Origin of the sequence: Paenibacillus amylolyticus, from assembly GCF_036894225.1 — a bacterium.
In the GTDB taxonomy this organism is placed as follows: Bacteria; Bacillota; Bacilli; order Paenibacillales; family Paenibacillaceae; genus Paenibacillus; species Paenibacillus amylolyticus.
The window spans coordinates 5,464,407-5,491,243 of record NZ_CP145892.1; the positions used below are offsets into that span (position 1 = coordinate 5,464,407).

The window sequence follows — 26,837 nt, forward strand, 5'->3', positions numbered from 1 at the left end:
CACTCCTTTATTTTTTGGGATAGTGTTCATGTTGGTGCTGCACTTCAGACGGGGATTACAAATGTTCCAGCAACTGACCGATCCGGCGAGTGAATGTATGCTGGTTCATCGTGGTGAGAAGTCCACGCCACGCCATCGCCTGTCGTTCTTCTTCATGCTTCAGATAATAGTGGATTTTGCGCTGAAGTTCTGCTGCGTTGGTGAACGTCTCGATGTCATATCCCGGCTTATAATAACGGGGTAAATCTGCACGTGCATCCGTAATCTGCATTGTGCCGCAGGCGCTGATCTCATACGTTCGTGGATTAATCGAGTGACCTTTAAGATGATGTGTATTGCGATTGTCTTCCCCATTCTCGCAAGTCCGGTGAATGTTAATGACAATCTTGGCGCCATTGTAATAATCTACTGTCTCTCCAGGAGCAATCCATCCTTCGTGGATGAAACGACCTAGTACATCATAGCGTGTCAACCGATTCCACTGGCTACCCGCAATGAATACCTTTTTGTCCGCTAGAAAAGGGGCCAGCTCATCAAACAAGGCAATCCGGTTCCAGAATCCGGTACCGATAAAACAAATGTCGTGCTGATGCTGCGGTGCGGCGCGCCGCGGTTGAAACATGCCTGGATTCACCGCGAGTGGCATATAGATGACCTGGTTCGCTCCATGTCCCAGATAGAAGGGTACGGCGGCCTCTTCATGCGTGAACACGACATCATAATGCTGGCAAAGGGACGTTGTATCTTCGGTGAAATACGGATCATCCACAAACCACACGGCAGTTCGGATACCGAGTGCACGTATGCCATTCACCTGCTCTACATGATCTGCGGGGAATACATGCAGACCATTCATAACGAGCACAACATCGGGCCGATGGTGACTGGCTTCCTGCAACATCGCTGCTGGCGATCCAACAACGCATTCACGTACAGATTGCTGCAGAGCCAAGGTGACACCTTCATCGATGGCATCGAATCCTTGCGGGATATATAACACCTTCATGTCCCGCAGGGTCGGTTCAAACATCTGCACCCGCTCCATCATGGCTTGACAGCCGCCAAATCTGCGGCCTTCTGCATATCCGCCGCGGTAAGCCGTTTCCGCTTCGGTCAGCGGACGGTGCCTTCGTTTTGCCACATTATTCACCCTGTCTTCCTTCAGGAGATCTCACTTCCAGACTCTCCCCGAGATTGGTCTTCCCTCTAAAGGATATGCCTCGGGGTCAGATGCATCATGGACGGGTGTCCTGCAAGGCGCAAAATTGGCGTATGCCCTCCACATCCGCCTGTACGGGCATGTCCGCTTTTGCGGCGATGCAAATAGCCCGGAGGATCTGTCCCCCCGGGCTAACTGTATACAGGTATGATTCCATGCAGGAATAATCCGGTCTAATCGGTTACTGTGCTTTGTAAGCCAGCTGATGTCCGTCCTCGAATCCCTTGGCGAAACCCGCGTTGAATCCCTCGTTGTACGCCTCGTTGTATCCCTGGCTGTACGCACCGTCCGGGTTCGGATCGGTAGGGGTAGCCGGGACGACTGGTTGTACGGGCTTTGGACTCCGGTGCCGCCGTACCGCACGTTTCTTTTTTTTGAGCCACGCACTGCGTCCTTTAAGTGGACGTTTGTGAAGAACACGTTTGGCTCTGAGCGCACGCAGTTTGCGAATTTTGCGCAGACGGGCTCCACGGATTAACAAAGCTCTTTTGGTTCTCAGTCGTATTTTCTTTTTCTTTAACATGTCAACATTCCTCCTGTATGTCCCGAACGATACGAATTGCACACCCGGGGTCTTTGAGCCACGGCAAGCCAGGCTCCCCATGCTGGATTCGGGCCAGCCTGATTCCCGTAACCATACGAGACATTTCTGCCTGATAGCGACTCAGCAAACGAATGTTTTCGGCCAGACTGCGGGCGGATACTTCCGAATGAGCGGTTACACTGGCTACACTGTCCAGAATGCGTGCCAGCGCCTGCTGACTGTGTGCAATGGATTCAATGAGCGCCAGTTTGGCTTCCTGCTCACGCCGCATCAGACTCATTTTCCCATGTCTCCCAGATCCATGCCGCCAAACATGCCGCCGTCCATACCGCCGCCATCTTCGCTATCGTTCTGCACCATCACCGCTTTGAGATTGTTGCATAGTCCGGTCTCCATCCGGGTTAATCCTTCCAGCAATTCCACCAGCTGATCATGCATTTTGAGCGGCTCTCCTACCTGATCCCCATGCGTCAGAAAGGTATCCCCATTCAAATGATTCAGCGTCCAGTTCCGTACCTTCTCGGCCTCAATCGCTTTTGCCTCCAGGATCAGGGCAATATTCCACTGCATTTTGGCTGCTGCGTCCAGCATCAGAATGAGGCTCTGTTCTCTACTCATGTTCCTTCACCCGCCTTCCGGGCTTATTCTTCCTCTTGAACCGCGATCTCCCGCATGACTTGGGTCAGCGTTTCGGCTACAGCCTCTTCCAGATCTGCAAGGCCCCCCAAGTAAGAGATAATGCTTTTGTTGATTTGCCCAGAGCTATCCAGCAGACCGTCAACGCCATCCAACTCCGGTTCGATATCTGGCAAATGATTGATGATTTCAGACATGCGTACAGCGACTTGGCGTTTAGCATCCAGCACACGTGCGATCTGCTGGTGAGAGTGTGCAATATGTGTGATGATTTCATCGATTTTGCTCTGCATGGTCCTCCTCCTTACCGTCACGGCCTGCTTCACCCATAGAAAAACCCGGCCTATCAGCATTTGCCTGTTACAGCATATGCCGGGCCGGGATCGTCAGTTACTACAGCTTGCGCCTATATCGTCAGATGACATAACTCCAGTCGGAAGAATATCGACTGAGGAATTGGCGAGTACGTTCCTGCTTGGGACGTACAAACACCTCCTCCGGGGTTCCTTCCTCCACAACGGAACCTCCATCCATGAAAACAACCCGATTTGCCACCTCACGGGCAAACCCCATTTCATGGGTGACTACAATCATGGTAATCCCTTCTTGAGCAATGGAGCGGATGACAGACAACACTTCTCCCACAAGCTCGGGGTCCAGCGCCGAGGTCGGTTCATCAAACAAAATCACTTCGGGATTCAGTGCCAATGCTCTGGCGATGCCCACCCGTTGCTGTTGTCCACCTGACAACATACTTGGATACTCATTGATTTTGGCAGACAGTCCGACTTGTTCAAGCACGCGCAAGGCACGTGTACGGGCATCGGCTTTGGACATTTTCTGGGCAATAATTAAACCTTCCGTTACGTTATCCAGCACCGTCTTGTGTTTGAACAGATTATAATGCTGGAACACCATCGCCGTTTTTCGTCTCAACTGCACAATGTCATGTTTGCGTGCATGCTTGCAATCGACGGTTAATCCACTGATCTGAACCTCGCCCTCATCGGCACGTTCCAGAAAATTGACGCAGCGCAGCAGCGTTGTTTTACCTGATCCGCTCGGTCCAAGGATCGCTACGACATCGCCCTGTTCCACGGTCAGATCAATTCCCTTCAATACTTCCTGCTTGCCAAAAGTTTTGTGTATGTTGGTTAGTGTAATCATGACACGCCTCCTTTGCTGTACACGGCAACCCGACGCTCAAGCAGAGCAGTGATCCGCTCGGCAATGATGGTCAGCCCCCAATAGATGAACGCTGCGGCGATAAAGGCCTCCAGAAACTTCAGACTGACGGATGCCACCACATCCGCTTTACCAAGTATATCCATCTGAGACACGGTAAAAGCGAGTGTTGATCCATGCAGGAACCCAACAAACATACTGCACAGGTTAGGCAATACAGCCCCAATCGCTTGAGGGATGATGATACGTCTTAAAGCCTGGAATGTGCTCATGCCTACAGCGTGAGCCGCCTCCATCTGGCCGATATCCACAGCAAGAATGCCTGAACGGATAATCTCGGACATATAGGCGCCCGCTGTGAGCGAGAAAGCAATCAGTACAAATACGAGAATTGGAATCGACGAGGATTGGAAAGCCCAACCGTAACGTTCCGCCAGCTTATCGATAATCATCGGAATGCCGTAATAGATGAGGAATAGATGCATCAGCATCGGTGTTCCACGCAGGAACGAAACGTAGAAGTCAGCAATGCGGTGAATCCACCGCACGCGATAAATACGGATCAGAGCCGTAGCCAGACCGATTCCGAAGCCTGCAATCAACGGAACAATCGTAATGACAAGTGTCAGTGGCAATGCCTTCAGGATTTGAAAAAAAGATGTATAGATAAACTGGAGATCAATCGACATATGCTCACCCCGCTATTCGTTTCAGGCGTTTGGCTCGAATTGCCGGTTTGTGTACAACTCTCTTGCGTTCATGACGCTGGAGTCTGCGTTCTGCAAAGGCAAATCCTTTTTCAAGCACAATAACAATGACATAATAGACCACAGACAGACTGATATACACTTCAAGTGCATGCGATGTAGCCGAAATTAACGTCTGCCCTCTGCCCACCATATCCATAACTCCAATGGAGAAGGCCAAAGACGTATCCTTTAATGAACCGATTAACGTGTTAGCCATGTTCGGAAAAGCAACAATCAGTGCCTGCGGAACAACAATCCGCCGAAAAGACTGGAATGTGGTCATACCCGCAGCATAGGCTGCTTCCGTCTGACCTTTATCCACACTGCGCACCGCTCCGCGAAAGATCTCGGCAAAGGATGCCGCGTCACTAAGCGCATAGGTCACTATGACAAATAACAACGGGTCGGTTCTCGACAGGTCGATGCCAATGGGTTTGAGCAACTCTGGAAGTCCGTAATACACCAGGAACAATTTGATCAGGATCGGTGTGCCCCGCATGAATGAGACGTACAGGGTAGCCAACTGGCTTAGTACCGGAATCCGATATAGCCGGGGAACGGCCAGAAGCACGCCGCCCACCAGTCCGAGCACGATGGAACCACCCAGTACAATCAGTGTTATATGCAAATATCGTAGCAGTTCCGGGATGAAATCCAGAACCAATGACAGATCAAATGATTTTCCCATTACCGCTGCACACCTTTCTCAGACTACTCTTCAACCGTATAGTCAGCTCCAAGCCACTCAGTGCTCAGTTTGCCTAACGTTCCATCTTCTTTGATCGCTTTGAGCGCTTCGTCCACTTTGGTTTTGAGCTCCTGCTCATCTTTGTTCAGAATAAAGTACACTTTGGAGTTGGAGAGGGCATCTCCTACCGTTTTCAACTGAGCATCAACCGCCTTATTCTGATAATCAATGGCAAACTGCGTGCTGATGGTGGCATCCACCCGGCCTGTTTTAATCTGAGTAATGGTATCCTCACCCGCTCCGGAATAAACGATATCAATCCCGTTGCCGTTCGCTGCATTCCATTTCTCAGCGAGTACAGCCGCATTACTTGTGGCACCAACAATCAGTTTTTTCCCTTTGAGATCCTCAATCGATTTTACTTCCTCATTTTTCTGACTTACGACAATTTTATTTGGAAAAATATTATAGGCTTCATCATTAAACAGGAACTTGGCCTGTCTCTCATCATTCACTTCCATCTGGTGAGCGATCAGGTCAATTTTTTTTGTTTCCAGACTCAGCAGCAGGTTTTTGAAATCCATCGTGCTGAATTCGAATTCATACTCAGGCAAACGTTTGTCGATCTCCCGGATCAGTTCCACATCATAACCTGTTAACTTGCCATTCTCATCAATGAAGCAGACATTTGGGAACTGTGTACCTGTTCCTACAATGATCTTTTTCACTTTGGTGTCGCCTGCTGCCAAAGCAGATTCTGAATCATTACTTGCAGTTCCTGTGCTGCATCCAGCCAGTACCGCCAGCATTGTAATGAACAGCAGTGCTGTCCGGAATTTTTGAATCCCCCGTTTTTTAACCATTCCCAATCTCCTCCACAGGCTGTTATCACAGCAAATATGATGTGTACTCCCATTCCTCTTCCTATTAACAAACCATTCTTACTTGTATAGTCGGAATTAGGTTGAACAAAGAATATCATTACAAGTCATCTTAGGGCAATAACTAAACTAATAGGACATCCTGATATGGTTATAGGATTTCTCTATAGTATAAGAAAAAGCCATCCCCCATATCGATTGGCGGATGGCTTCTTCTTGTATGACTCTCATTGATTATACCATTTTGGCGGTGCATCACTTGGTGTGTACACTACTCATCTATCTGCGACTCGCCCATTTAATTTTACGTGCAACTTCCACTCGCTGTAATTGTAAGAGACCGATCCGTTCCTCGAACTTCTTGCGTTCGTCCATGGAATGAGCGGCATGAATCTGGTGGCACAGACCTGTCAGTTTGCTGTTGATGTAATCAAACCGTGTCCATAGTTCCTCTTCAGGTGTGCGTTGCTGCTCCGTCGCCGTCTGAAATATTTTGAGTTGGCGGATAAGGGATTGTTGCCATTCCTGATCCTGAATTTGGATGGCAAAATGCAAAAGATCCAGATAGTCATCAATTTGCAACGAAACGCCGCAATCAGATTTAGTGTTCATCGTCGTCTCTCCTTATTTCAGTACTTGGCTGGAATCCATTACTTCTATCTTACAGGAACAAGCCCACTGAAAGCGAGTACTGAACGATTAAATTTCGGGAAAATTTTTATTTTTTTATGTTAAAACAGCTTTACATTTCCATTAAGACCAATTTGGCAGGATATTGATATTGGTACATATGAAATTGGTAATAAAAATCCGCGTTAAGGAAAAAAGTTCTTTCCTCAAAACGGATTTTTCATCATTTTATATATAATATTAACACATATCAAATTAGTCATTTTTTCCATCTCGCTGCTGTCTGGTCATCAGTAACATGAGAAACGAGATGATAATAATGGAAACAGTCCATGCCCAGGCCATGGTCTGATTGCCCGAATCCACAGCGACATAGATTGCCGTGGGTACCGTTTGTGTTTTGCCCGGAATATTGCCTGCAATCATCAGTGTCGCACCGAATTCGCCGAGTGCCCGGGCAAAGCCCAGGATGAAGGCGGTCATCAATGCTCTGCCTGCGAGCGGCAAGGAAATGTAACGAAAGACCTGCCACTCATTCGCCCCAATCGAACGACCCGCATCCTCCAGATCACGATCCACACCACTGAATCCCGATTTCATCGTCTGATACACCAGTGGAAAAGCAACCACCACCGAAGCAATCACCGCAGCCCACCAGGTGAAAATAACCGGTGCGGAGAATATGGCTTCAATCCATTGTCCAAACAGACTTTTACGCCCCAATATGACAAGTAACAGAAATCCAACCACCGTCGGAGGAAGGACTAGCGGCAGCATAAATGCCGTTTCCAGCAGAATTTTTCCCCGAAATGAAGAACGTGACATCTTCCAGGCTATCGCAATTCCGAGCACAGTGGCCACTACGCTGGATAATAACGCTACCTGAAGCGATAGGCGCACCGGTGACCAGAATACGGACCAGTCTATGGCGTTCACATTCATTCCGGAATTGTGAATCCGTATTTCGCGAAGATATCGAGCACTTCAGGGGTTTGTAAATACGCATAAAATTGTTCGGCCTCTGTACGGTGTTTGGTTCCTTCAATAATGCCTATTGGATAGTTGGCTGGTGTGTAGCTGTTCTTGTCCACCTCAAACGCAATTTTCACCTGATCCGAAGTAAGAGCATCCGTTTTATATACAAATCCTGCATCTGCATTACCCGTCTCTACATATTGAAGAACCTGTCTAACGTCTTTCCCCTGCACAAGTTTACTTTCCAGTTCATCCCACAGCTTGGCATTGGTCAGAGCTTCCTTGGCATAGGTTCCCGCAGGAACACTTTCCGGAATCCCAATGGCTACCGTCTTGATGGAGTCGCTGGTGAGATCCGTTTCACTGGTTACTGTGTGGGTCCCATCTGCTGGCACTATGGCCACCAGTGAATTCTGTAGCAGATTCTTCTGATCGCCCGATGCAATCAGGTTTTCATCCACTAGCGCATTCATATTTTTTGTTGCCGCCGATACAAAGATATCAGCCGGGGCACCCTGTTCAATCTGCTGTTGCAAGGCACCCGAGGCGCCAAAGTTAAAATTAAGTTCTATATAAGGATTAGCTAGCTCATAATTGGTTTCAATCTCTTTCATTGCATCGGTCAGACTGGCCGCCGCAGAGATTGTCAGATCTACCGTTTCCTGCGGATCGGTATTTCCTGCTGATGAACTTTCACCTGATGCCGCTGGCGTTGAGGTCGTTTGTTCTGCACCCGTGGATGTATCCGTAGTGCCCGTGTTTGCGCCGCAACCAGCCAATACAAGAGCCAGTCCCAGTGACATACTTCCCAACACATATCCGATTCTCTTTCTCATTCATTTCTCCCCCAACGTTATCTTTAGATATAACTAGTTATAATTGATTATATCTAATTATACACAAGACAAAAAAAATGGGAAGGTGATTAAGATCACATTTGATTTTTGTTATCTGTCCTATGCGTTTATTGCGTGTTCTCAGGTTTATGGCATCCCTCAATTAATGATATAGTACAAGAAACATTCATAATAAAACCATAATTGCTCTATACCTTTGAAGGAGGATCTTCACTTATGACGGAGGAGCAATCCTACACAACCGAAGAAATATCCAAGCTGCTCAAAATATCGAAACTGACGGTCTATGACCTAATCAAAAAAGGAGACCTCGTCGCATACCGTGTGGGTAAACAAATGCGAATTGATGCAACCGATCTGGAGGCATATAAACGTCGCTCCAAGCAACTTCAGTCCTCAGGTCAGCGTATCCCGACTCCTCATCAGACCTCGGAATCAGGGACTCAGCCAAGTCCGGGTGATTTTCAGGGAACTTCCTTACAATCGACTACACCCGTTGGGTCTGCGCATGCGATTACTCCAGCGAGTTCTGCTCATGCAATGACTGCTGTACCACGGCATCTGGTCATAACAGGTCAGGATGTCAGTCTGGATATTCTAATGCGCCATATGGAAAAACAAACTCGGGACATTCGTCCGCTACGTTCGTTCATGGGTAGTCTGGATGGGCTTATCTCGATGTATCGCGGTGAGTCCGATCTGGTCAGCACCCATCTGCTCGACGGAGATACCGGTGAGTATAATCTGCCGTATATTCGCAAAATTCTGACAGGACGATCTTATGTGGTGGTGAACCTGCTGTCACGTCCTGCCGGACTATATGTACAGCGTGGCAATCCACAGAACTTGCAGAATTGGACCGATCTGAGCAAGCCTGAACTGAGACTAGCTAATCGGGAGATAGGTTCTGGCGCGAGAGTATTGCTGGATGAGCAACTTCGACTGCATGGAATTCCTGCAGCAGGTCTGATCGGATATGAAACCGAAGAAACCAGCCACATGGGTGTGGCGGCCAAAGTCAGTTCAGGAGAAGCTGATGTCGGAGTTGGCATTGAGAAGGCTGCGCGACTTGTGGGACAGGTTGATTTTATCCCGCTCATTCAGGAACGTTATGATCTGGTCATGCTGAGGAAGCAAGGTAATGAAGCTTGGACAGAATCTGTACTGCGAATTCTCCAATCGCCGGAGTTCAGGCAGGAACTGCAATCATTCGAGGGATATGATGTATCCCGGACAGGTGAGATTTTGTACGAAGCATAGGTATACCAAATGTAGACAATAACAGCCCATGCTCAACGTGTATTACACATTACATCATGCATATACAAAACGCCTTGCAATGGCTGCAAGGCGCTTTTGGTGTTTCTTTCTATATATAACGCATGATATGGATGAATGGATTGCTTAATGTGGCAAATCGATCTCAAAAATGAACACACCATACGCGGGCATGTTGATCTCATTCTGAAGTGTTGTACCTGACAGTAACTCTTTTACTTGCTTCTTAAGCTTAATGGGTACTTGTTGATCCGAGTAGTTGAGTAAAAATACATAAGCTTTATCCTTACCGGAACGGATACCAAGCTCAACTTCGGACGGTACCTCTACCAGGTCACCCACAGGTGAAGATAGCTCTATTTCATCCAGGAGAGCATCTACGACCGGTTCATTGTAAGCCGCTCCATAATACCATACTTGCCCCTGACCTACCGTACGTTTGGTCAATGCAGGACTACCTGCATAATATTCAGATGTATACTCAGCCATGACCTGCACGTCAGCATGCTCCACATGAAGAACTTCGTTAAACCCGGCCGTTGGCGTTCCCTCCTGAAGTCGCTCACTCGCCCCATTCCATTGCAGTTTGGCTGCTGGAATGGTTCCTTTGATTAAGGTAAAGTCCTCTACGGTTACACCACACAACTCAGCGACAGCCCCAGGGAACGGTCTCATATAACAATGCCCCCTGAGATCCTTATATCCAGTGCGCGCACCGAAAAACAGAGTGCCTCCTTGACTGACATAGGCTTGCAGAAGTTCTGCTGTCTCGTCTGTCATGATGGCCGGATGAGCATAGATGATCACCTTATAATCGGATAACTCTTCCAGTGTTGTCGTTGGTTGCAGTGTAACCATGTCCGTCGGAATATGACGATACTGGAGCTGTTTATACCAGGAGCGTACACTCTGTTGCTGAAGCGGGCCGTGCCACTCATCCAACTCTCCATCCCAGATGTTATCGTAATCCTGTAGGATCGCAAAATCGGCTTGATATGTAGTGCCCGCAATAACACGCCCGATCTTGGCAAACTCTTCCCCTACTTGTGCAACCTCGCGTACTCTTCTGTTGGGTTGATTATGGTAATCATTGATGCCATGCCAGTACATCTCCGTGCCAAATGTTGCCGTCCGCCAGCGGAAGTAGACGAGTAGATCTGTTCCGTGAAGAACAGATTGATACGACCATAATCGGATCTGTCCCGGTCTTGGCGTACCCATGCCTATACTGTCGACCCAGCCTCCTGGCCCAGACTGTTGTTCCATGACGCAGAAGTTCGGTGACATGTTACGTACGTTCGACAGTTTCATGCTCCAGGCCCGATCTTGTAATGAGTTATCGTCTGTCCCTGGGAAGATCGTGGCAAACTGCGGATACGAATCATAGGAGAAGAAATCCAACAGGTCTTCTGTCATTTCATGATTATCCAAATGTCCAAACGTACCATTTGTTGTGATCCAATGTTTCGGATCCAGTTCCCGAATGATGTCCACCTGAAGCTTGGCAAATGAAATGGTATTGGCGGAGATGAATCTCTTTTCATCTAGTGCCAGGTGAGGATTGGGCGATGAACTGACCATATTTCGGGTAAGGTGAACTTGCTCCCAGTCAGTATAGGTCTGACTCCAGAAAACGGTTCCCCATGCTTGGTTCAGATTCTCTAACGATTCATAACGATCCTTTAACCATTCACGGAAGGCGACATGGTCCGCCTCAGCATAGAAAACATCCATATGACAATTGAATTCATTATCGATCTGCCATCCAATAAGAGCCGGATGATCTTTATAGGCAATCACCATATTGCGCACGATTTTTTCACATTGCTGTCTGAAGATTGGGCTGCTGTAGTTGGTATGACGCCGCATGCCGTGTTGATACAACACCCCGTCCTTATTTGCGTTTAATACTTCAGGATATTTGGATGTTAACCACGCTGGTGGAGTTGCAGTAGGTGTTCCCAAAATAACACTTAATCCGTATTGATGCGCCAGATCCAGTGCCTTCTGGAAAAAACTAAAATCGAACTGGTCTTCTTCCGGTTCAAAGATGGACCATGCAAATTCAGCCATCCGAATAACTGTGATATTCATCTCTTTCATTCTACGGAAATCGTCCTCCCACAACGCTTCCGACCAGTGCTCAGGGTAATAACAGACCCCCATTTTTAATTCATCCATTTGGATTGATTTTGCCACCTTTAATTGCCCCCTTAACCTGCCATATTGCCTCCATTCTATTGGAACCTTCACATATAATAAATGACAAGATTATGCGACTTATAATAAAATATTGTCATTGTCCAAGATTCAAATGACAGTAGGCTGAATCTATTTCAGTTCACTACATAAAAATATTGCGTTTAAATGGAGGATGCACGTGAAAGAACACATCTTTCTCCCCAAGCCGGTTTTCCCCAGACATGTATGCTTTCCCGATTTTATTGGAGGGTACAGTGACTTTCCGAAACATTATGTGAATCGGGAATATCGAACGAAAGATATCAACTTGGATCATTGCTATAATTTGCACCTTGTACTTGAAGGTAAAGGATTCCTGGACACGGGAACCACTCGTTATGAGCTAACACGAGGGCAGGGATTCCTCTACGGTCCCGGTCTCAGACAAACCTACTATTCAGATTTGGATGACCCTTGGAGTATTCGTTGGATTCACTTCTACGGTATTCGTCTCGAAGAACTGTTAAATGGAAAAGGCGTTGACGAGCCCTGGCTGTTTCAATGTTCCAACTTTCCGGTGGTTACCGCGCTCATGGATCGATTGCTGGAGCTCGGAAGAGGCTATCAGGTGGAGGATGAGCACAGTGTGGCAGCTACTCTATATGAACTTCTGACCCGATTGCAATCCGCAGCGAGTCAAATCAATGTTTCTTTAAATCACACTTCCGAGCGAATTCGTGAAGCAGGGAATTATATTCGTTCCCATAGTAACGAGCACATTACACTAGACCACGCTGCCGGGATTGCCGGATACAGTACAACATACTTTAGCCGCAAGTTCAGTCAGACGTTTGGAATCTCCTTCCCTGAATTCCTGATGGAATCCAGGCTACTACATGCGAAACAGCTGCTCGCAACAACCAATCTTTCCATTAAACAAATTACGCTGGAAACAGGGTTCTCTCAATCAAGCTACTTCATCCGATGTTTTAAAACCCAAGAAAACGTAACGCCTATGCAATTTCGAATGATGCACAATCATTCGTTATAGGGCACGGGACGTATTCCTTGAACAAGCTGATGCAAAAAAAGACTCTGCATATAACATGCAGAGTCTTTTTCGTTCATTTTTTATATAAGTTCATTTGTATCTTCGTCCTCATCAGCCTTATATTCCAATATATCTCCAGGCTGACAATCCAGTGCTTTACAGATCGCATCCAGAGTGGATAAACGGATCGCTTTTGCTTTTCCTGTTTTTAATATGGAAATATTGGCGATTGTGATCTCAACTCTCTCTGCAAGCTCGGTAACCGTCATTTTCCTCTTTGCCAACATCACATCAATATTAATTATAATGGCCATATATTCACCTCAGACCACTAGGTCATTTTCTGATTTGATATCAATCGCTTCCTGTAACAATCTTTGGAGCACAGCGGAGAACACTGCAATGACCAATGAAGCAAAAACAGGAACCATTCCCATAAGAATGAGGCCTGGGGCATCATCTTTCTCTGCTACAACATAAACAAATGGCAACATCACAAAATAGAAACTACTGATTACAATAGCACAATATTTTATTGTTTTAAGGATTTCACTGACATTAGAGAGAACGCTTCATTTTTGTCGATGTAGCTCAGCAGACGGAATGCCTGGTACAGTGCAACAATAAACGGAATAACGGACACATACATAATAATCACTATGGGGTATAGCGCACCTGCATAATTCGGATTCACCGGGTTGTTCGCTAACCAAGGTATGCCGAATATACATAAGGCAAGAATGGGAACACCAATAAGCAACACAGCCAATTTTAAAAAGATGGTTGTACCTCGCTTCACAAAAAGCACCTCACTTGTTTTAAGTGATATGAATTTATCATAGTATTTATCGTTTTACAATAAATTTTTATTGCAAAACAGATTTTATTTATTCTTTTGCACATTAAGGAAGAGAGACCAAAAGATCGCCCCCCTCTTTGCTTCAATGATTTTTGGACACAAAAAAAGCCCAAAGATAGCTACTGAATGTAGTTATCTTTGAACTCGCTCACATACGCCAGAACAGTCCAGCCTCATCCCTTTCCACCTGTTCAAGCACATTCTCAAAATCGGAACAAGGTGTAATAACATCTACCGGATTCCAGCTGCTCTGTTCATCTCTGGCATACACTTTCCACTGATTTTCTTCCCAGTAAAATCGGGCAATATGCATCTTATCCCATTGATACCGTTCAGTGGCGCAGGTACCTTCTCGTGAATATATCCGTTCATTACGGACTGAATTCTTCGTAACGTAAACAAGTCCAACATGAAGATGCACATCCTTTCAGCAAAATACCACCTCTGTTCTACGCACCACATGCAGCTCCAAGCACACAACAACCTGCCTCCATGCAAAGGTGGTCAGCCACATCCCTTGATCATTTTACCAGCTGGATTTTGTTACACCAGGAATCTGTCCTTGATGAGCCAGTTCTCTGAACTTAATTCGAGACACCTTGAACTTGCGTAGATAACCCCGCGGGCGACCTGTCACTTCGCAACGGTTCTTTAGTCTGGTCGGAGATGCATTTCGCGGCAATTTTTGCAATGCCTCGTAATCCCCTTTCTCCTTCAATTCCCGGCGCAGGTCCGCATATTTTGCCACGATCGCCTGACGTTGCTTCTCACGTACCACTTTTGATTTTTTAGCCATGAAATACAGCTCCTTTATCCATTAAATTTATGTTTAGAACATCAACTTCCGAGTTATACGGCTTCCACAGGCCATGGCAGTGGATTGTCAAAATGGCCCCAGTCTCCCAGCATTTCTTCATCACTGAGCAGGCACTGGTCCAGCTCATCTTCAATGCTCGCACGCTCCATTTCGATCCCAATCATGACAAGCTCCGTCTGACGATCTCCCCACTGGGCATCCCATTTCTCCAGAACATCCGGCTCGTTACGTAAAATTTCCTCTTTGTCCGCTTCCGGCAACGCCGCGACCCAATGTCCCGCAGGACCGAACTGAATGGATGGCCCTGCCTGACTGAGGCTTGCAGCAACATCCCCTTCAGCCGCAAGCCATACCAAACCTTTGGCACGTACCACTTCTTCCGGCCAGTAACTCATGAATTCAGCCAGACGGGAAGGATGGAACGGCTTTCTGCGGCGATATACAAAGGAACCAATACCATATTCCTCGGTTTCCGGTGTATGCGACTCCTTCTCCAGCTCCTGAATCCACCCAGCGGACATGCTCACTTTCTCAAAATCAAAGCGGCCTGTATTTAGAATCTCGGACGGATTCACCTGTCCATTCTCGGTCCGAATGATCTTGGCGTTAGGCTGTAGCTTCCGGATGATACCTTCGAGCTTGTTCAGCTCGGTGTCATCGACCAGATCACATTTGTTCAGCAGCAGCACATCACAGGTTTCGATCTGATCAATCAACAAGTCTACAACGTCACGGGTGTCTTCATCTCCGGTCGCCTGATTACGATCCAGAAGACTCTGTCCTGATCCAAAATCATGCCAGAATCGATTGGCATCTACTACCGTTACCAAACAATCCAATCGGGCCAGACTAGTCAGGTCAATACCCGACTCTTCATCGGCATATGTAAAGGTCTGTGCAACTGGAACAGGTTCACTGATGCCGGTGGATTCGATCAAAATATAGTCATACTTGCCTTCGTTCACCAGGTTCTCAATCTCTTGCATCAGATCATCCCGCAAGGTGCAGCAGATACAGCCGTTGGACAGCTCCACCAACTTCTCTTCGGTTCGAGACAAGGTTGCCTCCCCCTTAACCAGCGCTGCATCAATATTGACCTCACTCATGTCGTTAACGATTACGGCAACCTTAAGCCCTTGTCTGTTGTTCAACACGTGATTCAAAACCGTCGTTTTCCCTGAACCGAGGTAACCACTCAGTACGGTTACCGGAACTTGCTTTTGTGTCATAGAAATCTACTCCTTATATGTGCAGTCTGTGTAATTCAGACTTTAATAGTAATTATTACGATTAACAACAATGACTATAATCCTGTTGCACGGTCGTTGTCAAACTATTTTTGATTTCAACCTGCAAAAAAACAAAAAAAGGCTGATGGCCGACCCTTGCACTTTCGCATCCTGAGGATACGTTTTGGCAAGAAGTGAGTCATAAACCTCCTCTGTAAATGTTCTTTAGTTCAATTTATATAGCCACCCCAGATCTGGCCTTATTGCCCGCTTCCATCCGTTGCCTGAACACCAACACCAGTACCATCGCTGCAATAGACAGCAACGTGCAGATCATAAACATGGTCGAATACGAACTCATTTGCACAATGAGCCCCATTGCCAGTCCACCCAGAGAGAATCCGAGGTCATACGAGGACATGAAAATCCCCATGAGTACATATCTGGAATCCGCAGGCAGCACAAAGGACAGATATGTGGTTAACGTCGGGTACAACAGTGCCAGGGCAAAACCGCTAAACACCGCGGATAAATACACTAGCGGCCCGATGGTCTCCATTAGACTGAGCAACTGGGTTCCCAGTGCAGCACATAGCATTAACCCTGCCATCAGCCAGGTATTCCAGCTACCATCGGACGGAATTTTTTTACGCAAAATAAACCTGCACAGGATTACAACTAATCCCTGAATCATCAGAAATACGCCTGCACTCGCCATTCCGGTGGATACCATATACAGTGGAAGAAAGGTCGCTGTTGCCCCAAAAACGCAGGACGCAAACAACATCACCACACTGCTAATCAGCAGTGGCGTACTGCGCCAGATGCCGCCGAATGAACGAAACATGTCACCCAAGGTGTACGATTTGTTCTGTACGGTACTCCGCGGCAGATCCACATTATACCCAATCAGAAGTGGCAAAGCCGCCAGTCCGATCATAAGCAACGTAAACGCCAGATCACTGGCATTTTCCCAGATTTGTATAGCAAGGATCGGAATGACCAGAGAAGGAACCATCGTAAAAAGGGTGTACATGGACAGCCCTTGTGCCCGGTCTTTGTCCTCCAACTTTTCCACAATACCCGCCTGCATCGTCATGGAGAAAAAGGCCGTAGCCACCCCTTGCAGGGCTCGCAACCACAGATACGTCTCCACACCAAAAACAACAAACAGCAACAGCGTACCCGCATGCAAAAGCAATAACCATTGCATCACACGAAGTGGCCCATGCTTACCCAGCAGTTGTGCTGCAAAAGGTCTCAAGAGCATACAGGTGAACATATATGCCCCCATCATCAGACCAATCTCAGCCTGATTCAATCCGGCGGCTTCGCTTCTCAAAGGCAGAATAATCGTCAAAGCTGAATTCGCCGCAAAAAATAAAAAAGCCAGCATATAAAACCGGATAAACGAAAAGGATACCGGATTTAATTTCCCATTGGATGTTGCATTCATCGAAGACTTCAAACGTTCGTCACCACTTTCTCTTCTGGCAGTCAACTCACAGATGTACCTGTCATGGGTCTACGCCGTTCATAGGCAAAAACGATCATTACCGCTCCTAGGATAGCACAGATCATGTACATAAATGAATAGGAAGAGAAGTCAGCAACGGGTCCCATAATCACACCACCCAGAGAAATCCCCAGATCCGCCATCGCGATAAATAACCCGATCAGGACGTTCCGGTTCAGCTTAGGCAAGACAAAAGATAAATAGGTCGTGAGTGTCGGATACAGGATCGCCTGACCGATTCCCATGAATACAGCGCCCACATAGAAAAAGACCACCCCGCCTGTCACGGCAAAACTGACACATTGCGCAGCAACGGCGAGCAGACACATCGTACCCATGATGAAAGGAGAATGCCAACTGCCATCGGACGGAATCCTTTTTCGAAGCATAATTCGAGCCAACACCACTGTTCCTGCCTGAAGCATGAGATACACACCCGCATTCCCGTCTGGTACTTGACTCGCATACAGCGGAATAAAGGTGGTACTCGCGCCAAATACAACCGAAGCGGCGAGCATTAACACACTGCAACGAAATAAATGTGGATTCTTCACCAACTGACCAAAGGATTCCCACATGCTCACGTTCTGCTCCGAAAGATTCTCAGCAGGTTGCTCCTTGTTTGGTTCCATTTTGGCGGTATATCCGAAGACGCCCGTACAGACGGCAATGCCGATCAGAACCACTGTAAAATAATCCATACCACCCGTCTGCCAGATTCCTAACGCGATAACAGGCCCCACGATCCCCGGTATATAACTGAATAGCGAATAATACGAAATTCCCTGTGACCGATCTTTCTCCGGAAGTGCATCAATAATGCCAATCTGCAAGGCCATGGAGAAGAACGCTGTCGATACACCTTGTAAAATACGAGCAACCAAATAACCTCCGAGTCCCGTAAAGGTATATAAAATCAGCGCAAATCCATTGATGATCAGAATCAAACGCAATATTTTGATCGGACCGTGCTTTTGAATAATCCGACCTGCCCATGGTCTGAAAAACATGGTTGTGAACATATAAGCGCCCATGATCAGTCCAATCGTTGTACCGCTCGCACCCAAAGACTCCCCTTGTAATGGGATGATCACGTTAAGAATGGCATTGGCACTGAAATATAGAAGAACCAGTATGTACAAGCGCAGAAAAGGCCAAGACATCGCTCCACTCACAATGGGTGTTCCCCCTAAAATGGTATTAAATGCTTCAATAATCGCTTCGCATAGTCGGACTGTACGTCCTTGAGTTGCTTGGTCGGAACGATCTCTACAACCTGTCCCTCTCTGAAAATGATTACCCTGTCACAGATATAGGCTGCCGCCTGTATATCATGTGTGATAAAGACATAGCTCAGCTTATAGATTTCTTTCAACTCTTTCAGTAATTGCAACACCTGGATCTGAACAGACACGTCCAGTGAACTGATCGCTTCATCGAACACAATAAGTTTTGGGGCTGTCGAGATGGCCCTGGCAATGCACACTCTCTGAGCCTCCCCGCCGGATAGTTCATGCGGATATTTGGATCTATAAGAAGGGTCCAGACCAACTTGGTTCAGCAACAGATCTACCTTCTCTGAGTTTCCCTGATACTTTCGCAGCTTTTGCTGCGCTTGCATCGGTTCCATAATGGCAGTTTCCACGGTAAGAAATGGATTGATGGAGGATGTATAGTTTTGAAAAACAGCGCTGAGATTTCCCATCCGTACACGCCGATCCTGTACGTCTTTACCATCGAGCGAGATCATTCCACGATCCGGGCGTTCAATGCCCAGAATCAGACGGCCCAACGTCGATTTGCCACTTCCGCTTTCACCGATGATACCGAGACACTCGCCATGCCGGCATTCAAAGGTAACCTGTTTCAAAACTTGTTGTTTGTGCTTGGAGAACAGTCCGCCTTGATTATATGATTTTTCGATACCTTCCACCTTTAGCATCTATGACTCCCCCTGCATCAACGCCTTGAAATGATTGCTTAGCTCCAGCCGGGTAGAGACCAGATACTGCGTATAGGCATGCTTCGGCTCTGTCAAAACAGAATGCATGCTGCCACGCTCAACGATCTTGCCGTCTTTCATAACCATCACTTCATCTGCAATCTTCTGGACGACGCCGAGATCATGGGAGATGAACATCATGGAACAGCCCATGCGTTCACGTAATTGAATCAATTGCTCCACCACTTCATATTGAGAGATCGTATCCAGTGCCGTTGTCGGCTCATCCGCAATAATCAGATCGGGCTCCAGCACCAACGCCAGTGCAATCATGATTCGTTGCAGCATCCCACCAGACAGTTGATGTGGATATTGATTCAGAATCTCGCGTGGGTTTCTGAGCATGACGCTTTCCATGGCATGGATGATTTTCTGTTCAATCACGCGGGTGTTCCAGCCAAAATGCTGCTGAAGCGTCTCCCGGATATGCACACCAATGACACAGGAGGGATCAAATGCACTCATGCCATTCTGCAAAATCATACATAGATGCTTGCCCCGCTTACGCCGCATCTCCGGTTCCGAAAGCTGGTTCAGGTCTTCGCCCTGAAATAACATCCTGCCCGATTGACGAATCCATGGCTTGTTCAGTCGCATGATGGCTCTGCACGTGACGGACTTGCCGCTACCGCTTTCCCCCACAATGGCCATACAGCTTCCCTGCTTAACTTCAAATGAACTGTTATGAATGATCACTTTGTCTGTGTTGGTGTCCCATACTTTCAAATGTTTAACCTCGACTATATTCATAAGCCGTCTTTCTCACCTCACTTTCGTAAGACTTGTCAGACTTACCTTGAGAGGTCATCAATTTGGGGTCCAGAGCCACTTGAAGGGCATCCGATAGAAAATTAAAAGCAGACACCACCACCACAATAGCCAGGCCTGGTGCCAACATCAATTCAGGTCTGGAGAACATAACTTCCCTCGCCTCATTGAGCATCATGCCCCACTCCGCATGCGGAGCCTGAATGCCAAGCCCCAGAAAGGAAAGGCCAGAGATCTGCAACATCATTGAACACATGGAGCCACTGGCAATGACGGCAATATCGGCAAAGGTAACCGGAACAATATGTTTGGTTATAATTCTCAGATTGGGTGTGCCGGAGGCTTTAGCGAATTTTACATAATCCATATCAGAGAATTGCATCACAGATGTGCGAATAACGCGGGCAAACCAGGCCCATTTCATCCACACAAAGGCAATCAAAATGTTCTCCAGTCCTGCACCCAAAATGCCAACCACCGCTAGTGTCATCACGTATCCGGGAAAAGACAGCATAATATCACAGACCCTCATGATCCATGCATCCACTTTCCCCTTGAAGTAACCTGCGATGAATCCAACAATGGCCCCAATCACAACAGATAGACTGAGCGCAACCAGAACCCATAACACACTTGGACGGATGCCATAGATAAGCCGGGATAATACACATCTGCCCAGATGATCATTGCCTAATAGATACTCCCAGGACGAGGAGGCATATCGAAGCTTCATGTTCACTTGTCCAGGATCATGCGGCGCAATAAGCGGAGCCAATATGCCCGCCATAAGCGTGAACATAATCACTACCAAAGAGGTCAACGCAAGCTTGTCTTTGCTCAGATTTTTCAGTATACGCATCAGAATTCCTTTCTCAAACGGGGATTCATCGCCGCATTAATGATGTCGGATAACGTATTAAACAACACAAAGGTGACAGCCAACATCAGAACATACGCCTGAATAATCGGAAAATCCCTGCTTAAAATGGATTTCACGCTGAGCCTACCGAGCCCCGGCCAGGCAAATACATTTTCAATGACTACCGTACTGCCCAACACGATCGGGATCGCCATACAAAAGATGGACACGGCCACCTGTAATGAATTTCTTAGAATATGCAGGGTGACTTTCTTCTCGCTCAGGCCACTTGCCCGTGCATATAACACATAGTCCTCATTCATATTGCTCAGCATGGAACTTCGAACCGTTCGGAAGTAAATGCCCGTATAACTCACCGTGATTACAATCACCGGTAGAATGTAGCTTCGATACGAGTCCATGCCACTGGTAGGTAACAGGTCCAGCTTGACGGAAAAATACCAGATCATCATGGCTGCAAGCCAGTAGGATGGCATGGCGGTAAGGAAAAAGGATACGCCTCTGACCGATCGATCCAGTAGCTTGCCTTCTCTCATGGCACAGATCACACCCAGTAGGATGGACAGCGCAATAATGAATACCGATGAGACAAGTGTTAACTTCAATGTGTTCATAAAAGCAGGCCCCATCAAAGACCACACGGGTTCACCCGATACATAAGAGTTACCGAAATCCAACTGCACAACAGCCATGATCCAGTTCGCATACTGGATCATGAACGGCTGATCGAATCCCAATGCCTTGTTGGTCTGGGCAATTAATTCCTCTGTGATCTGCGGAACTTCCTGTGCCTGTAAGACAACAACCGCCGGGTCCAAGGGAGATAGATTAATCAGGACAAACGTTATAAATGAAATGATAATCAGTAAAGGGATGGTTAACAGAATCCTTTTGATGATATAACTTCCCATATCCATCTCCGCTCTATTTAAAATTCATTTTTTCAAAAGGTAGTTCATATTGGGTCTGCTTGAATGAGATTCCATCGAGATTCTCAGGAGCGACTATGGTAACACGCCCGTTGGTAATCGGGATGAAGACCGCTTCATCATGAACGATCTTCATAATGTCGGCATACAGAGATTGGCGTGAAGCCTCATCTGTGGAAACCATGACCTCATCGATTTTTTTGTACAGTTCATCTGCTTCGGCAATTCCGCTTGTCGTATGCTTGTATGCCGAATCAGACGTAAATGCAGCAATGGTACTCTGTGGATCATAAGCCAGTCCCCAGGTTTGATTAAAGAGCAGATCATATTCCCCGGTGGCTCTCCGATTCGCAATGGAAGTGGATTCTTCGCCCACGATTTCAAGCTGAACACCCAATTCTTTCATGGAATACTGGATCAATTCGGCCTGTATTTTCTGTGAAGACGAGTTGCTGTCATAGTAGAGATTCGTGGCTAAAGGCTGACCGTTCTTCGTTCTCACCACTTTACCGTCTGCCAATGTCCAGCCTGCTTGGTCCAGAAGATTTTTAGCTAATTCCGGATCATACTCCCGTTTCTTAAGATCCACCTTGGCGTAATTGACATTGGCTGAAAATAGCGTGTCCGCTACAGTCTGCGTTCCGTTGAAAATATCTTTACTGATCGTTTCCCGATCAATGCCAACCCATAACGCTTCCCGCACTGCCGTTTCCTGAACTGGACTATTCTCGCGACTGCTATTGGCTACGATCATATTGGTATTCATCGCTTCACTTCGAACCACTTGATAACCACCGGATTCAGCCAATTGGTCCATGGCTTCGACATCGATACTATCTGCTCCCCGGTCATCGGTGAACACAAAGTTGATCTCTCCTTTTTGCAATGCCAGGAATGTCGTTTCACCTGCGGGAAGAACCTTGGATGTGATTTTCTTGATTGCAGGTGCACCACCCCAATAGTCTTCATTGGCTTCAAACGTGGCATTCTCTTCGACTTTATGAGCTGTAAGCTTGTAAGGTCCTGTGCCGTGGAAACCACTTACTCCGTCTTTGGTTCCCCCATCCTTGAAATCCTTGGGTGATATGAAGACGTAAGGTCTTGTCATGGACAATTCCACCAGTGCCGGATAATAGGCTTCCGACAGCACCAACTCCACCGTATACTCATCGATAACTTTTACACTTATGATTTTGGTAGACAGCTTGATCCAGGCATGTTTTTCGGCATTCGCCTGTACTGCATCGATATTTTGTTTAACCGCCTCTGCGTTGAATGGCTCTCCATCATGGAATTTCACATCTTGTCGCAGATGAAAGGTATAGGTCTTGCCACCCTCCGAAATATCCCATGATTCAGCTAGCAATGGCTTGATTCCGTCAGGTGTGTTTTCCACCAGAGACTCATATATCATCCCTTGCGCAGGCATGGAGCCTGTATACAGATGGGGGTTCATATCATTAATATCTTTGGCAGAAGCATAGATAAGTTCCGTTTGTACTTGGCTATTGGCAGGCTCCGTTTGGGCGCTCTCTTTCTCTTTTGTGTTCTGAGCGCATCCGGCGAACAGCGCAATGGCAGACACCAGCAATAGTATGGATGTAAAAGTAAGACCCTTTTTCACAACATTTCCTCCTGATAAGCAAATCAAATTCAGACTTTACACAAGACCACTACGTGGTCAGAACAACCTTCTGATCCCTGTTATCCCCAGATTTTTTTTGATTCTCTTTTCTAAAGAGAAAATCCGGGGATAAAGGGGAACGCTTCGCTTCTTCAGGTTCTTTCTGCCCCCTCCGTTACTGTGTAAAACAAAATTTAATTTGCATTATTTAAATGTAACTAGACCCTATTACTCAAAGTCCGGTGCAGATCATGCGGATATCCTCGTCAAAGGATTGGATCACAAAGGCGTCGGACAAGTGCTGATCCGGGTTTGCGTCAGCCACTTCCTGAAGCTTCGCTTCATATCTGGTGATAAATTGATTAATGGTTGGACAGTTCACATCGAGATGTCTGGCAATGCCCTGAATGATTTTGATGCGGTAGTAATCTTCCTTGGGCATACGGGGGATGTCCAGTTCCCCTTCGCGGTTCATGAACGTTTTGCGGAATGGGACTGCTGAAAAGTCGAAATATTTCCCTTCCGAATCGGGTTCCGAGAATGGATCAATCAATAATGAAGTGTACCGTATGTATAATAAATACTCCTGATGAATGACCTGCAGCTGATTGAAATTCTCGATATCCTGGCGTGATATACTCTCTAATCGAACCGGATAGTTGTCATCCGTCATGAATTGAAGCAGGTTCACTCCCTGGATATGGAGTCGGTCCGTAATATTCATAATCTCCTGCCACTGTGCCCGCATTTCCCGTATTAAAACTTGTGTAATCGGACCTTCAGGATACATCTTGTATATGTATTTCTGAATATTCGATGCTCCGAAGATAGCTTCTAATGAGAAGTCATTCATGAACAAGGGTGGATGTACGTACAACGAGATATTTCTCGTTTCCGCCTCCAGTGGGGATCGCATCACTTCCAGCGCAACACCCAAACGCTCATAACCTTGGCGTAGCTTACTAACCTGTTCAGACGGGTAACGAGTGGAACCGACATAGACCTTTTTCTTGACCCCTGTAGTAATCACATGATTCGACGGATGCTCGTGCATCCAACGAGTATCTCCGAGGTAGGTAGAGAAACTGATCACTTCCGGCGCCGCATTCCGCTCTCTCATATAATGGGTTACCAGTCGATTGGACCCGAACGTTGGAGAAATCAAAATGGTACATTTCAGTTGTTTGATGAATTCATCATTCATTTGTTCCAGTACATCGATATACGCATCGGTGGTAACCGCCAAAATGAGTGTATCCCATTTACCATCAATGGTGTCATATCCCTTGAACACATGATCAACGTAACACTCACCTGCGAGCGATTGATGTTTCTCATTTTGAATGCTGACCTGAATACGCCCATTGCTCTGTTCGAGGGCTGAGAATACGGACGCTGAACGAACCGATTGTCTCCCCGTAATGCCTATACAGCAGTTGAGATGATCTTTGAGCGTTACCGCAAGCTGAATGGATGCAGGTCCGGTTCCGAGTATCAGAATTCGCTGAAGATTGCTCATATAGGCCTCCTTAATTCAATGTTCAATCTGTAATCCATTTGGACACACTTGGATGCACTTGCATACCTATGCTTTTTGATACAACGCAATATCAAACACATCATCCGGGCGCAGGATCGTATCCACCAGCTTCCATTTGCTGCTGTCCGTCTCTATCATGGGATAATTGAACAAGGACTTCAACTGATCACCGTATCTCATGGCTACAACCACCTGTGCATTCGTCAGGGCATGCAGTTGATCAAGCAGCTCATATTTAGGAGCCACCGTAGAGCTGAAAATGATATGGGTTGCTTCCCTGGTATAATCCAGATCCTCAAGCAATGTTGACTCCAAACGAATCTTCAAGTCCGTTCCCAGTGTCTCCACTACTTTTCGCCCGAGTGTAATGGACTCTTCGTCAATATCGATCCCGACAACCTGTGCACCTGTTCGCTTGGCGATGAGTAATGGTGTCATGGGGAAGGAACCGGAGCCTACCAACAATACGTTGGAATCGGAGGTGACATGGAAGCTGCCGAATTCTTTATCGATACACTCTTCTATGTTTTTGAAATAATCGGCAATCTGCACATCCCCGTTTTCTAACTTTAATGCACGATATTTCTCCATGATCGCCACACACTGGGCGGATTTATTTCTTAACGCCCACACAAGCGAATCAAGCTCTTCCAGCTCGGAATGCTCCAACTGTTCCCATGCTGCCTTATTCTCCTGATCGGTCACAAAGAGGGAGTAGTCATTGATCACAGCTTCCAGCTCCGAACTATGCTGAATTGTATGATCATACTTGCTCACGAGCTTATCGAATTTCTCTGCAAATTCACTCAAACATGTCTGAAAATGAACCAATGTGATCATCTCTTTTCCCCCTATACGTTGTCTCGTTCATGTCATGTACCTCATGCGTTTATAACGCTCCATTCTGCTGGAGCATCTATGAAGGCTTTGCCTTGAGCCACGATGCCAACCGATCCCTCAATCGTAATGCCCCCAAGTTCTGCGCCATTCCACTGGGCAGTTACTTTGATCGCACCACCAGGCTGCTTGATGTACTGCGTAATCTGCCTCTGCTGGCTCCATGCGAGATACGCTCCCACGGAGGCCGTACCCGAACCGCACCCTCTCTCCCAGATCAGACTATCCAGCTCCGGAACATAGATGAGTGGGGCCATTTCTTCCAAGTGTGATTGATATAACAAGATACCGATCAGCTTATCTCCCAGGGTTAATCCCAGTAATCTTGCAAGGGTCTGTGCCCTCTTCTTCATCGTATCGTCGAAGTCATCGACTTCAATCACGATATGGATGAACTCAGCGTACCGGATGATCACCATATCGAGTTCGATGCCTTCGTACCGGATTGTTCGCTGCTCAATCTGCTTTGGTATCGGCATGGTTACCTGACAGTCATATTCGTTCTGCTGCTTCTTCACATGGCACATGATCAATTGATCGGTTCCGGAAACCTCCAGCATGATGTCCATAGACTCCTGATGTGCCAGTCCTGCTTCAGATGCGTGGTGTGCTGCAAGTGCCATACAGGCATTGCCACAGAACTCTCCTCCGGCCATTTCCAGACGGACAGCAGCTTCCGGTCTCCTCGTTGGTTCAATGAATCCCACTTGTTCAGCGTAAACGTTATCATACGACATTAGACGAGTTGCAATATGATTGTATTTCTCGGCTGCATGATCCGTTTTAACCAGAATCGTCATGTTTTGGGTGGGACTGAACTTGATAAAATCGATCTCCTGTTTCATCGCAGCGACTACTCCTGTTCTTCTTTTTTATCTAATAGTAATTATTACGATTAAATG

Annotated in this window: 29 protein-coding genes and 1 pseudogene; 2 read left to right on the forward strand and 28 right to left on the reverse strand. The window is 46.9% G+C overall.

Annotated elements, in window-relative coordinates; all coding sequences use genetic code 11:
* Positions 1-55 precede the first annotated feature (55 nt).
* The 12 genes from V6668_RS24200 to modA all read right to left on the reverse strand — a co-directional run bounded on the left by V6668_RS24200 (position 56) and on the right by modA (position 8,343).
* The gene (locus V6668_RS24200; protein ID WP_083669917.1) at positions 56-1,150 is read right to left on the reverse strand and encodes a CgeB family protein; all 1,095 of its coding nucleotides are present in this window, start codon (positions 1,148-1,150) and stop codon (positions 56-58) included.
* A 250-nt stretch (positions 1,151-1,400) separates the two neighbouring features.
* On the reverse strand, positions 1,401-1,742 hold the full coding sequence (locus V6668_RS24205) for a hypothetical protein (protein ID WP_051446920.1): 342 nt from the start codon (positions 1,740-1,742) through the stop codon (positions 1,401-1,403).
* Position 1,743: 1 nt separating this feature from the next.
* Entirely contained in the window at positions 1,744-2,043 is a 300-nt protein-coding gene (locus V6668_RS24210) for a hypothetical protein (RefSeq protein WP_017692511.1), read from the reverse strand.
* Entirely contained in the window at positions 2,040-2,381 is a 342-nt protein-coding gene (locus V6668_RS24215) for a hypothetical protein (RefSeq protein WP_017692510.1), read from the reverse strand. Before V6668_RS24215 ends, V6668_RS24210 begins: the two co-directional genes overlap by 4 nt.
* A gap of 23 nt (positions 2,382-2,404) precedes the next feature.
* Positions 2,405-2,692, reverse strand: coding sequence for a hypothetical protein (locus V6668_RS24220; RefSeq protein WP_017692509.1), 288 nt, complete (start codon positions 2,690-2,692; stop codon positions 2,405-2,407).
* Between the two features lie 121 nt (positions 2,693-2,813).
* Complete coding sequence (locus tag V6668_RS24225) at positions 2,814-3,566, reverse strand: amino acid ABC transporter ATP-binding protein (RefSeq protein WP_017692508.1); 753 nt, start codon at positions 3,564-3,566, stop codon at positions 2,814-2,816.
* Positions 3,563-4,273 carry an amino acid ABC transporter permease gene (locus V6668_RS24230; protein ID WP_036673453.1) on the reverse strand — a complete coding sequence of 237 codons (711 nt, stop codon included), beginning with the start codon at positions 4,271-4,273 and terminating at the stop codon, positions 3,563-3,565. The genes V6668_RS24225 and V6668_RS24230 overlap by 4 nt, the downstream gene beginning before the upstream one ends.
* Positions 4,274-4,277: 4 nt before the next feature.
* Positions 4,278-5,021: an amino acid ABC transporter permease gene (locus tag V6668_RS24235; RefSeq protein WP_036673451.1), complete on the reverse strand. Its 744-nt coding sequence runs from the start codon at positions 5,019-5,021 to the stop codon at positions 4,278-4,280.
* Between the two features lie 23 nt (positions 5,022-5,044).
* On the reverse strand, positions 5,045-5,866 hold the full coding sequence (locus V6668_RS24240) for a transporter substrate-binding domain-containing protein (protein ID WP_036605942.1): 822 nt from the start codon (positions 5,864-5,866) through the stop codon (positions 5,045-5,047).
* 315 nt (positions 5,867-6,181) lie between these two features.
* Positions 6,182-6,514 carry a hypothetical protein gene (locus V6668_RS24245; RefSeq protein WP_017692504.1) on the reverse strand — a complete coding sequence of 111 codons (333 nt, stop codon included), beginning with the start codon at positions 6,512-6,514 and terminating at the stop codon, positions 6,182-6,184.
* Positions 6,515-6,787: 273 nt separating this feature from the next.
* On the reverse strand, positions 6,788-7,474 hold the full coding sequence (gene modB / locus V6668_RS24250; RefSeq protein ID WP_083669918.1) for a molybdate ABC transporter permease subunit: 687 nt from the start codon (positions 7,472-7,474) through the stop codon (positions 6,788-6,790).
* Positions 7,471-8,343 (reverse strand): molybdate ABC transporter substrate-binding protein, encoded by an 873-nt coding sequence (modA, locus tag V6668_RS24255; protein WP_338706938.1) that lies wholly within the window; start codon positions 8,341-8,343, stop codon positions 7,471-7,473. The genes modB and modA overlap by 4 nt, the downstream gene beginning before the upstream one ends.
* A gap of 237 nt (positions 8,344-8,580) precedes the next feature.
* On the opposite strand from modA, the gene V6668_RS24260 reads away from it, so the two are divergent.
* Entirely contained in the window at positions 8,581-9,624 is a 1,044-nt protein-coding gene (locus tag V6668_RS24260; protein ID WP_076253278.1) for a substrate-binding domain-containing protein, read from the forward strand.
* Between the two features lie 144 nt (positions 9,625-9,768).
* Here the strand turns inward: V6668_RS24260 and V6668_RS24265 are convergent, their stop codons facing one another.
* Positions 9,769-11,841 carry a beta-galactosidase gene (locus V6668_RS24265; protein WP_338706939.1) on the reverse strand — a complete coding sequence of 691 codons (2,073 nt, stop codon included), beginning with the start codon at positions 11,839-11,841 and terminating at the stop codon, positions 9,769-9,771.
* A 175-nt stretch (positions 11,842-12,016) separates the two neighbouring features.
* Here V6668_RS24265 and V6668_RS24270 point away from each other — a divergent pair, with 175 nt between their 5' ends.
* Positions 12,017-12,874 (forward strand): helix-turn-helix domain-containing protein, encoded by an 858-nt coding sequence (locus V6668_RS24270; protein WP_036673445.1) that lies wholly within the window; start codon positions 12,017-12,019, stop codon positions 12,872-12,874.
* Positions 12,875-12,954: 80 nt separating this feature from the next.
* On the opposite strand, the gene V6668_RS24275 is transcribed toward V6668_RS24270, so the two are convergent.
* The 15 genes and pseudogenes from V6668_RS24275 to V6668_RS24345 form a co-directional block, all read right to left on the reverse strand.
* Positions 12,955-13,188, reverse strand: coding sequence for a helix-turn-helix domain-containing protein (locus V6668_RS24275; protein WP_036605834.1), 234 nt, complete (start codon positions 13,186-13,188; stop codon positions 12,955-12,957).
* Between the two features lie 9 nt (positions 13,189-13,197).
* Positions 13,198-13,673: pseudogene (locus V6668_RS24280) on the reverse strand (DUF2975 domain-containing protein).
* Positions 13,674-13,881: 208 nt separating this feature from the next.
* Positions 13,882-14,154, reverse strand: coding sequence for a DUF3024 domain-containing protein (locus tag V6668_RS24285; protein WP_036673442.1), 273 nt, complete (start codon positions 14,152-14,154; stop codon positions 13,882-13,884).
* 105 nt (positions 14,155-14,259) lie between these two features.
* Positions 14,260-14,529 (reverse strand): 30S ribosomal protein S14, encoded by a 270-nt coding sequence (rpsN, locus tag V6668_RS24290; protein ID WP_036605831.1) that lies wholly within the window; start codon positions 14,527-14,529, stop codon positions 14,260-14,262.
* A 53-nt stretch (positions 14,530-14,582) separates the two neighbouring features.
* The gene (locus V6668_RS24295; protein WP_338706940.1) at positions 14,583-15,779 is read right to left on the reverse strand and encodes a GTP-binding protein; all 1,197 of its coding nucleotides are present in this window, start codon (positions 15,777-15,779) and stop codon (positions 14,583-14,585) included.
* A gap of 235 nt (positions 15,780-16,014) precedes the next feature.
* The gene (gene cntE, locus V6668_RS24300) at positions 16,015-17,280 is read right to left on the reverse strand and encodes a staphylopine family metallophore export MFS transporter CntE (protein WP_422395229.1); all 1,266 of its coding nucleotides are present in this window, start codon (positions 17,278-17,280) and stop codon (positions 16,015-16,017) included.
* Positions 17,277-18,470, reverse strand: a complete 1,194-nt coding sequence (cntE, locus tag V6668_RS24305; RefSeq protein WP_338706941.1) for a staphylopine family metallophore export MFS transporter CntE — start codon at positions 18,468-18,470, stop codon at positions 17,277-17,279. The genes cntE (V6668_RS24300) and cntE (V6668_RS24305) overlap by 4 nt, the downstream gene beginning before the upstream one ends.
* Before the next feature lie 14 nt (positions 18,471-18,484).
* A complete protein-coding gene (locus V6668_RS24310; protein WP_338706942.1) occupies positions 18,485-19,237 on the reverse strand; it encodes an ABC transporter ATP-binding protein in 753 nt (250 codons plus the stop codon).
* Positions 19,238-20,047: a staphylopine uptake ABC transporter ATP-binding protein CntD gene (gene cntD / locus V6668_RS24315; RefSeq protein WP_338706943.1), complete on the reverse strand. Its 810-nt coding sequence runs from the start codon at positions 20,045-20,047 to the stop codon at positions 19,238-19,240.
* A complete protein-coding gene (cntC, locus tag V6668_RS24320) occupies positions 20,028-20,924 on the reverse strand; it encodes a staphylopine uptake ABC transporter permease subunit CntC (RefSeq protein ID WP_338706944.1) in 897 nt (298 codons plus the stop codon). The genes cntD and cntC overlap by 20 nt, the downstream gene beginning before the upstream one ends.
* The gene (gene opp1B, locus V6668_RS24325) at positions 20,924-21,856 is read right to left on the reverse strand and encodes a nickel/cobalt ABC transporter permease (RefSeq protein ID WP_338706946.1); all 933 of its coding nucleotides are present in this window, start codon (positions 21,854-21,856) and stop codon (positions 20,924-20,926) included. Before opp1B ends, cntC begins: the two co-directional genes overlap by 1 nt.
* 13 nt (positions 21,857-21,869) lie before the next feature.
* Positions 21,870-23,498 (reverse strand): staphylopine-dependent metal ABC transporter substrate-binding lipoprotein, encoded by a 1,629-nt coding sequence (gene cntA, locus V6668_RS24330; protein WP_338706947.1) that lies wholly within the window; start codon positions 23,496-23,498, stop codon positions 21,870-21,872.
* 232 nt (positions 23,499-23,730) lie between these two features.
* The gene (locus V6668_RS24335) at positions 23,731-25,017 is read right to left on the reverse strand and encodes an opine metallophore biosynthesis dehydrogenase (protein ID WP_338706948.1); all 1,287 of its coding nucleotides are present in this window, start codon (positions 25,015-25,017) and stop codon (positions 23,731-23,733) included.
* Between the two features lie 66 nt (positions 25,018-25,083).
* Positions 25,084-25,878: an SAM-dependent methyltransferase gene (locus V6668_RS24340; protein WP_338706949.1), complete on the reverse strand. Its 795-nt coding sequence runs from the start codon at positions 25,876-25,878 to the stop codon at positions 25,084-25,086.
* 41 nt (positions 25,879-25,919) lie between these two features.
* Complete coding sequence (locus V6668_RS24345; protein ID WP_338706950.1) at positions 25,920-26,780, reverse strand: diaminopimelate epimerase; 861 nt, start codon at positions 26,778-26,780, stop codon at positions 25,920-25,922.
* Positions 26,781-26,837 lie beyond the last annotated feature (57 nt).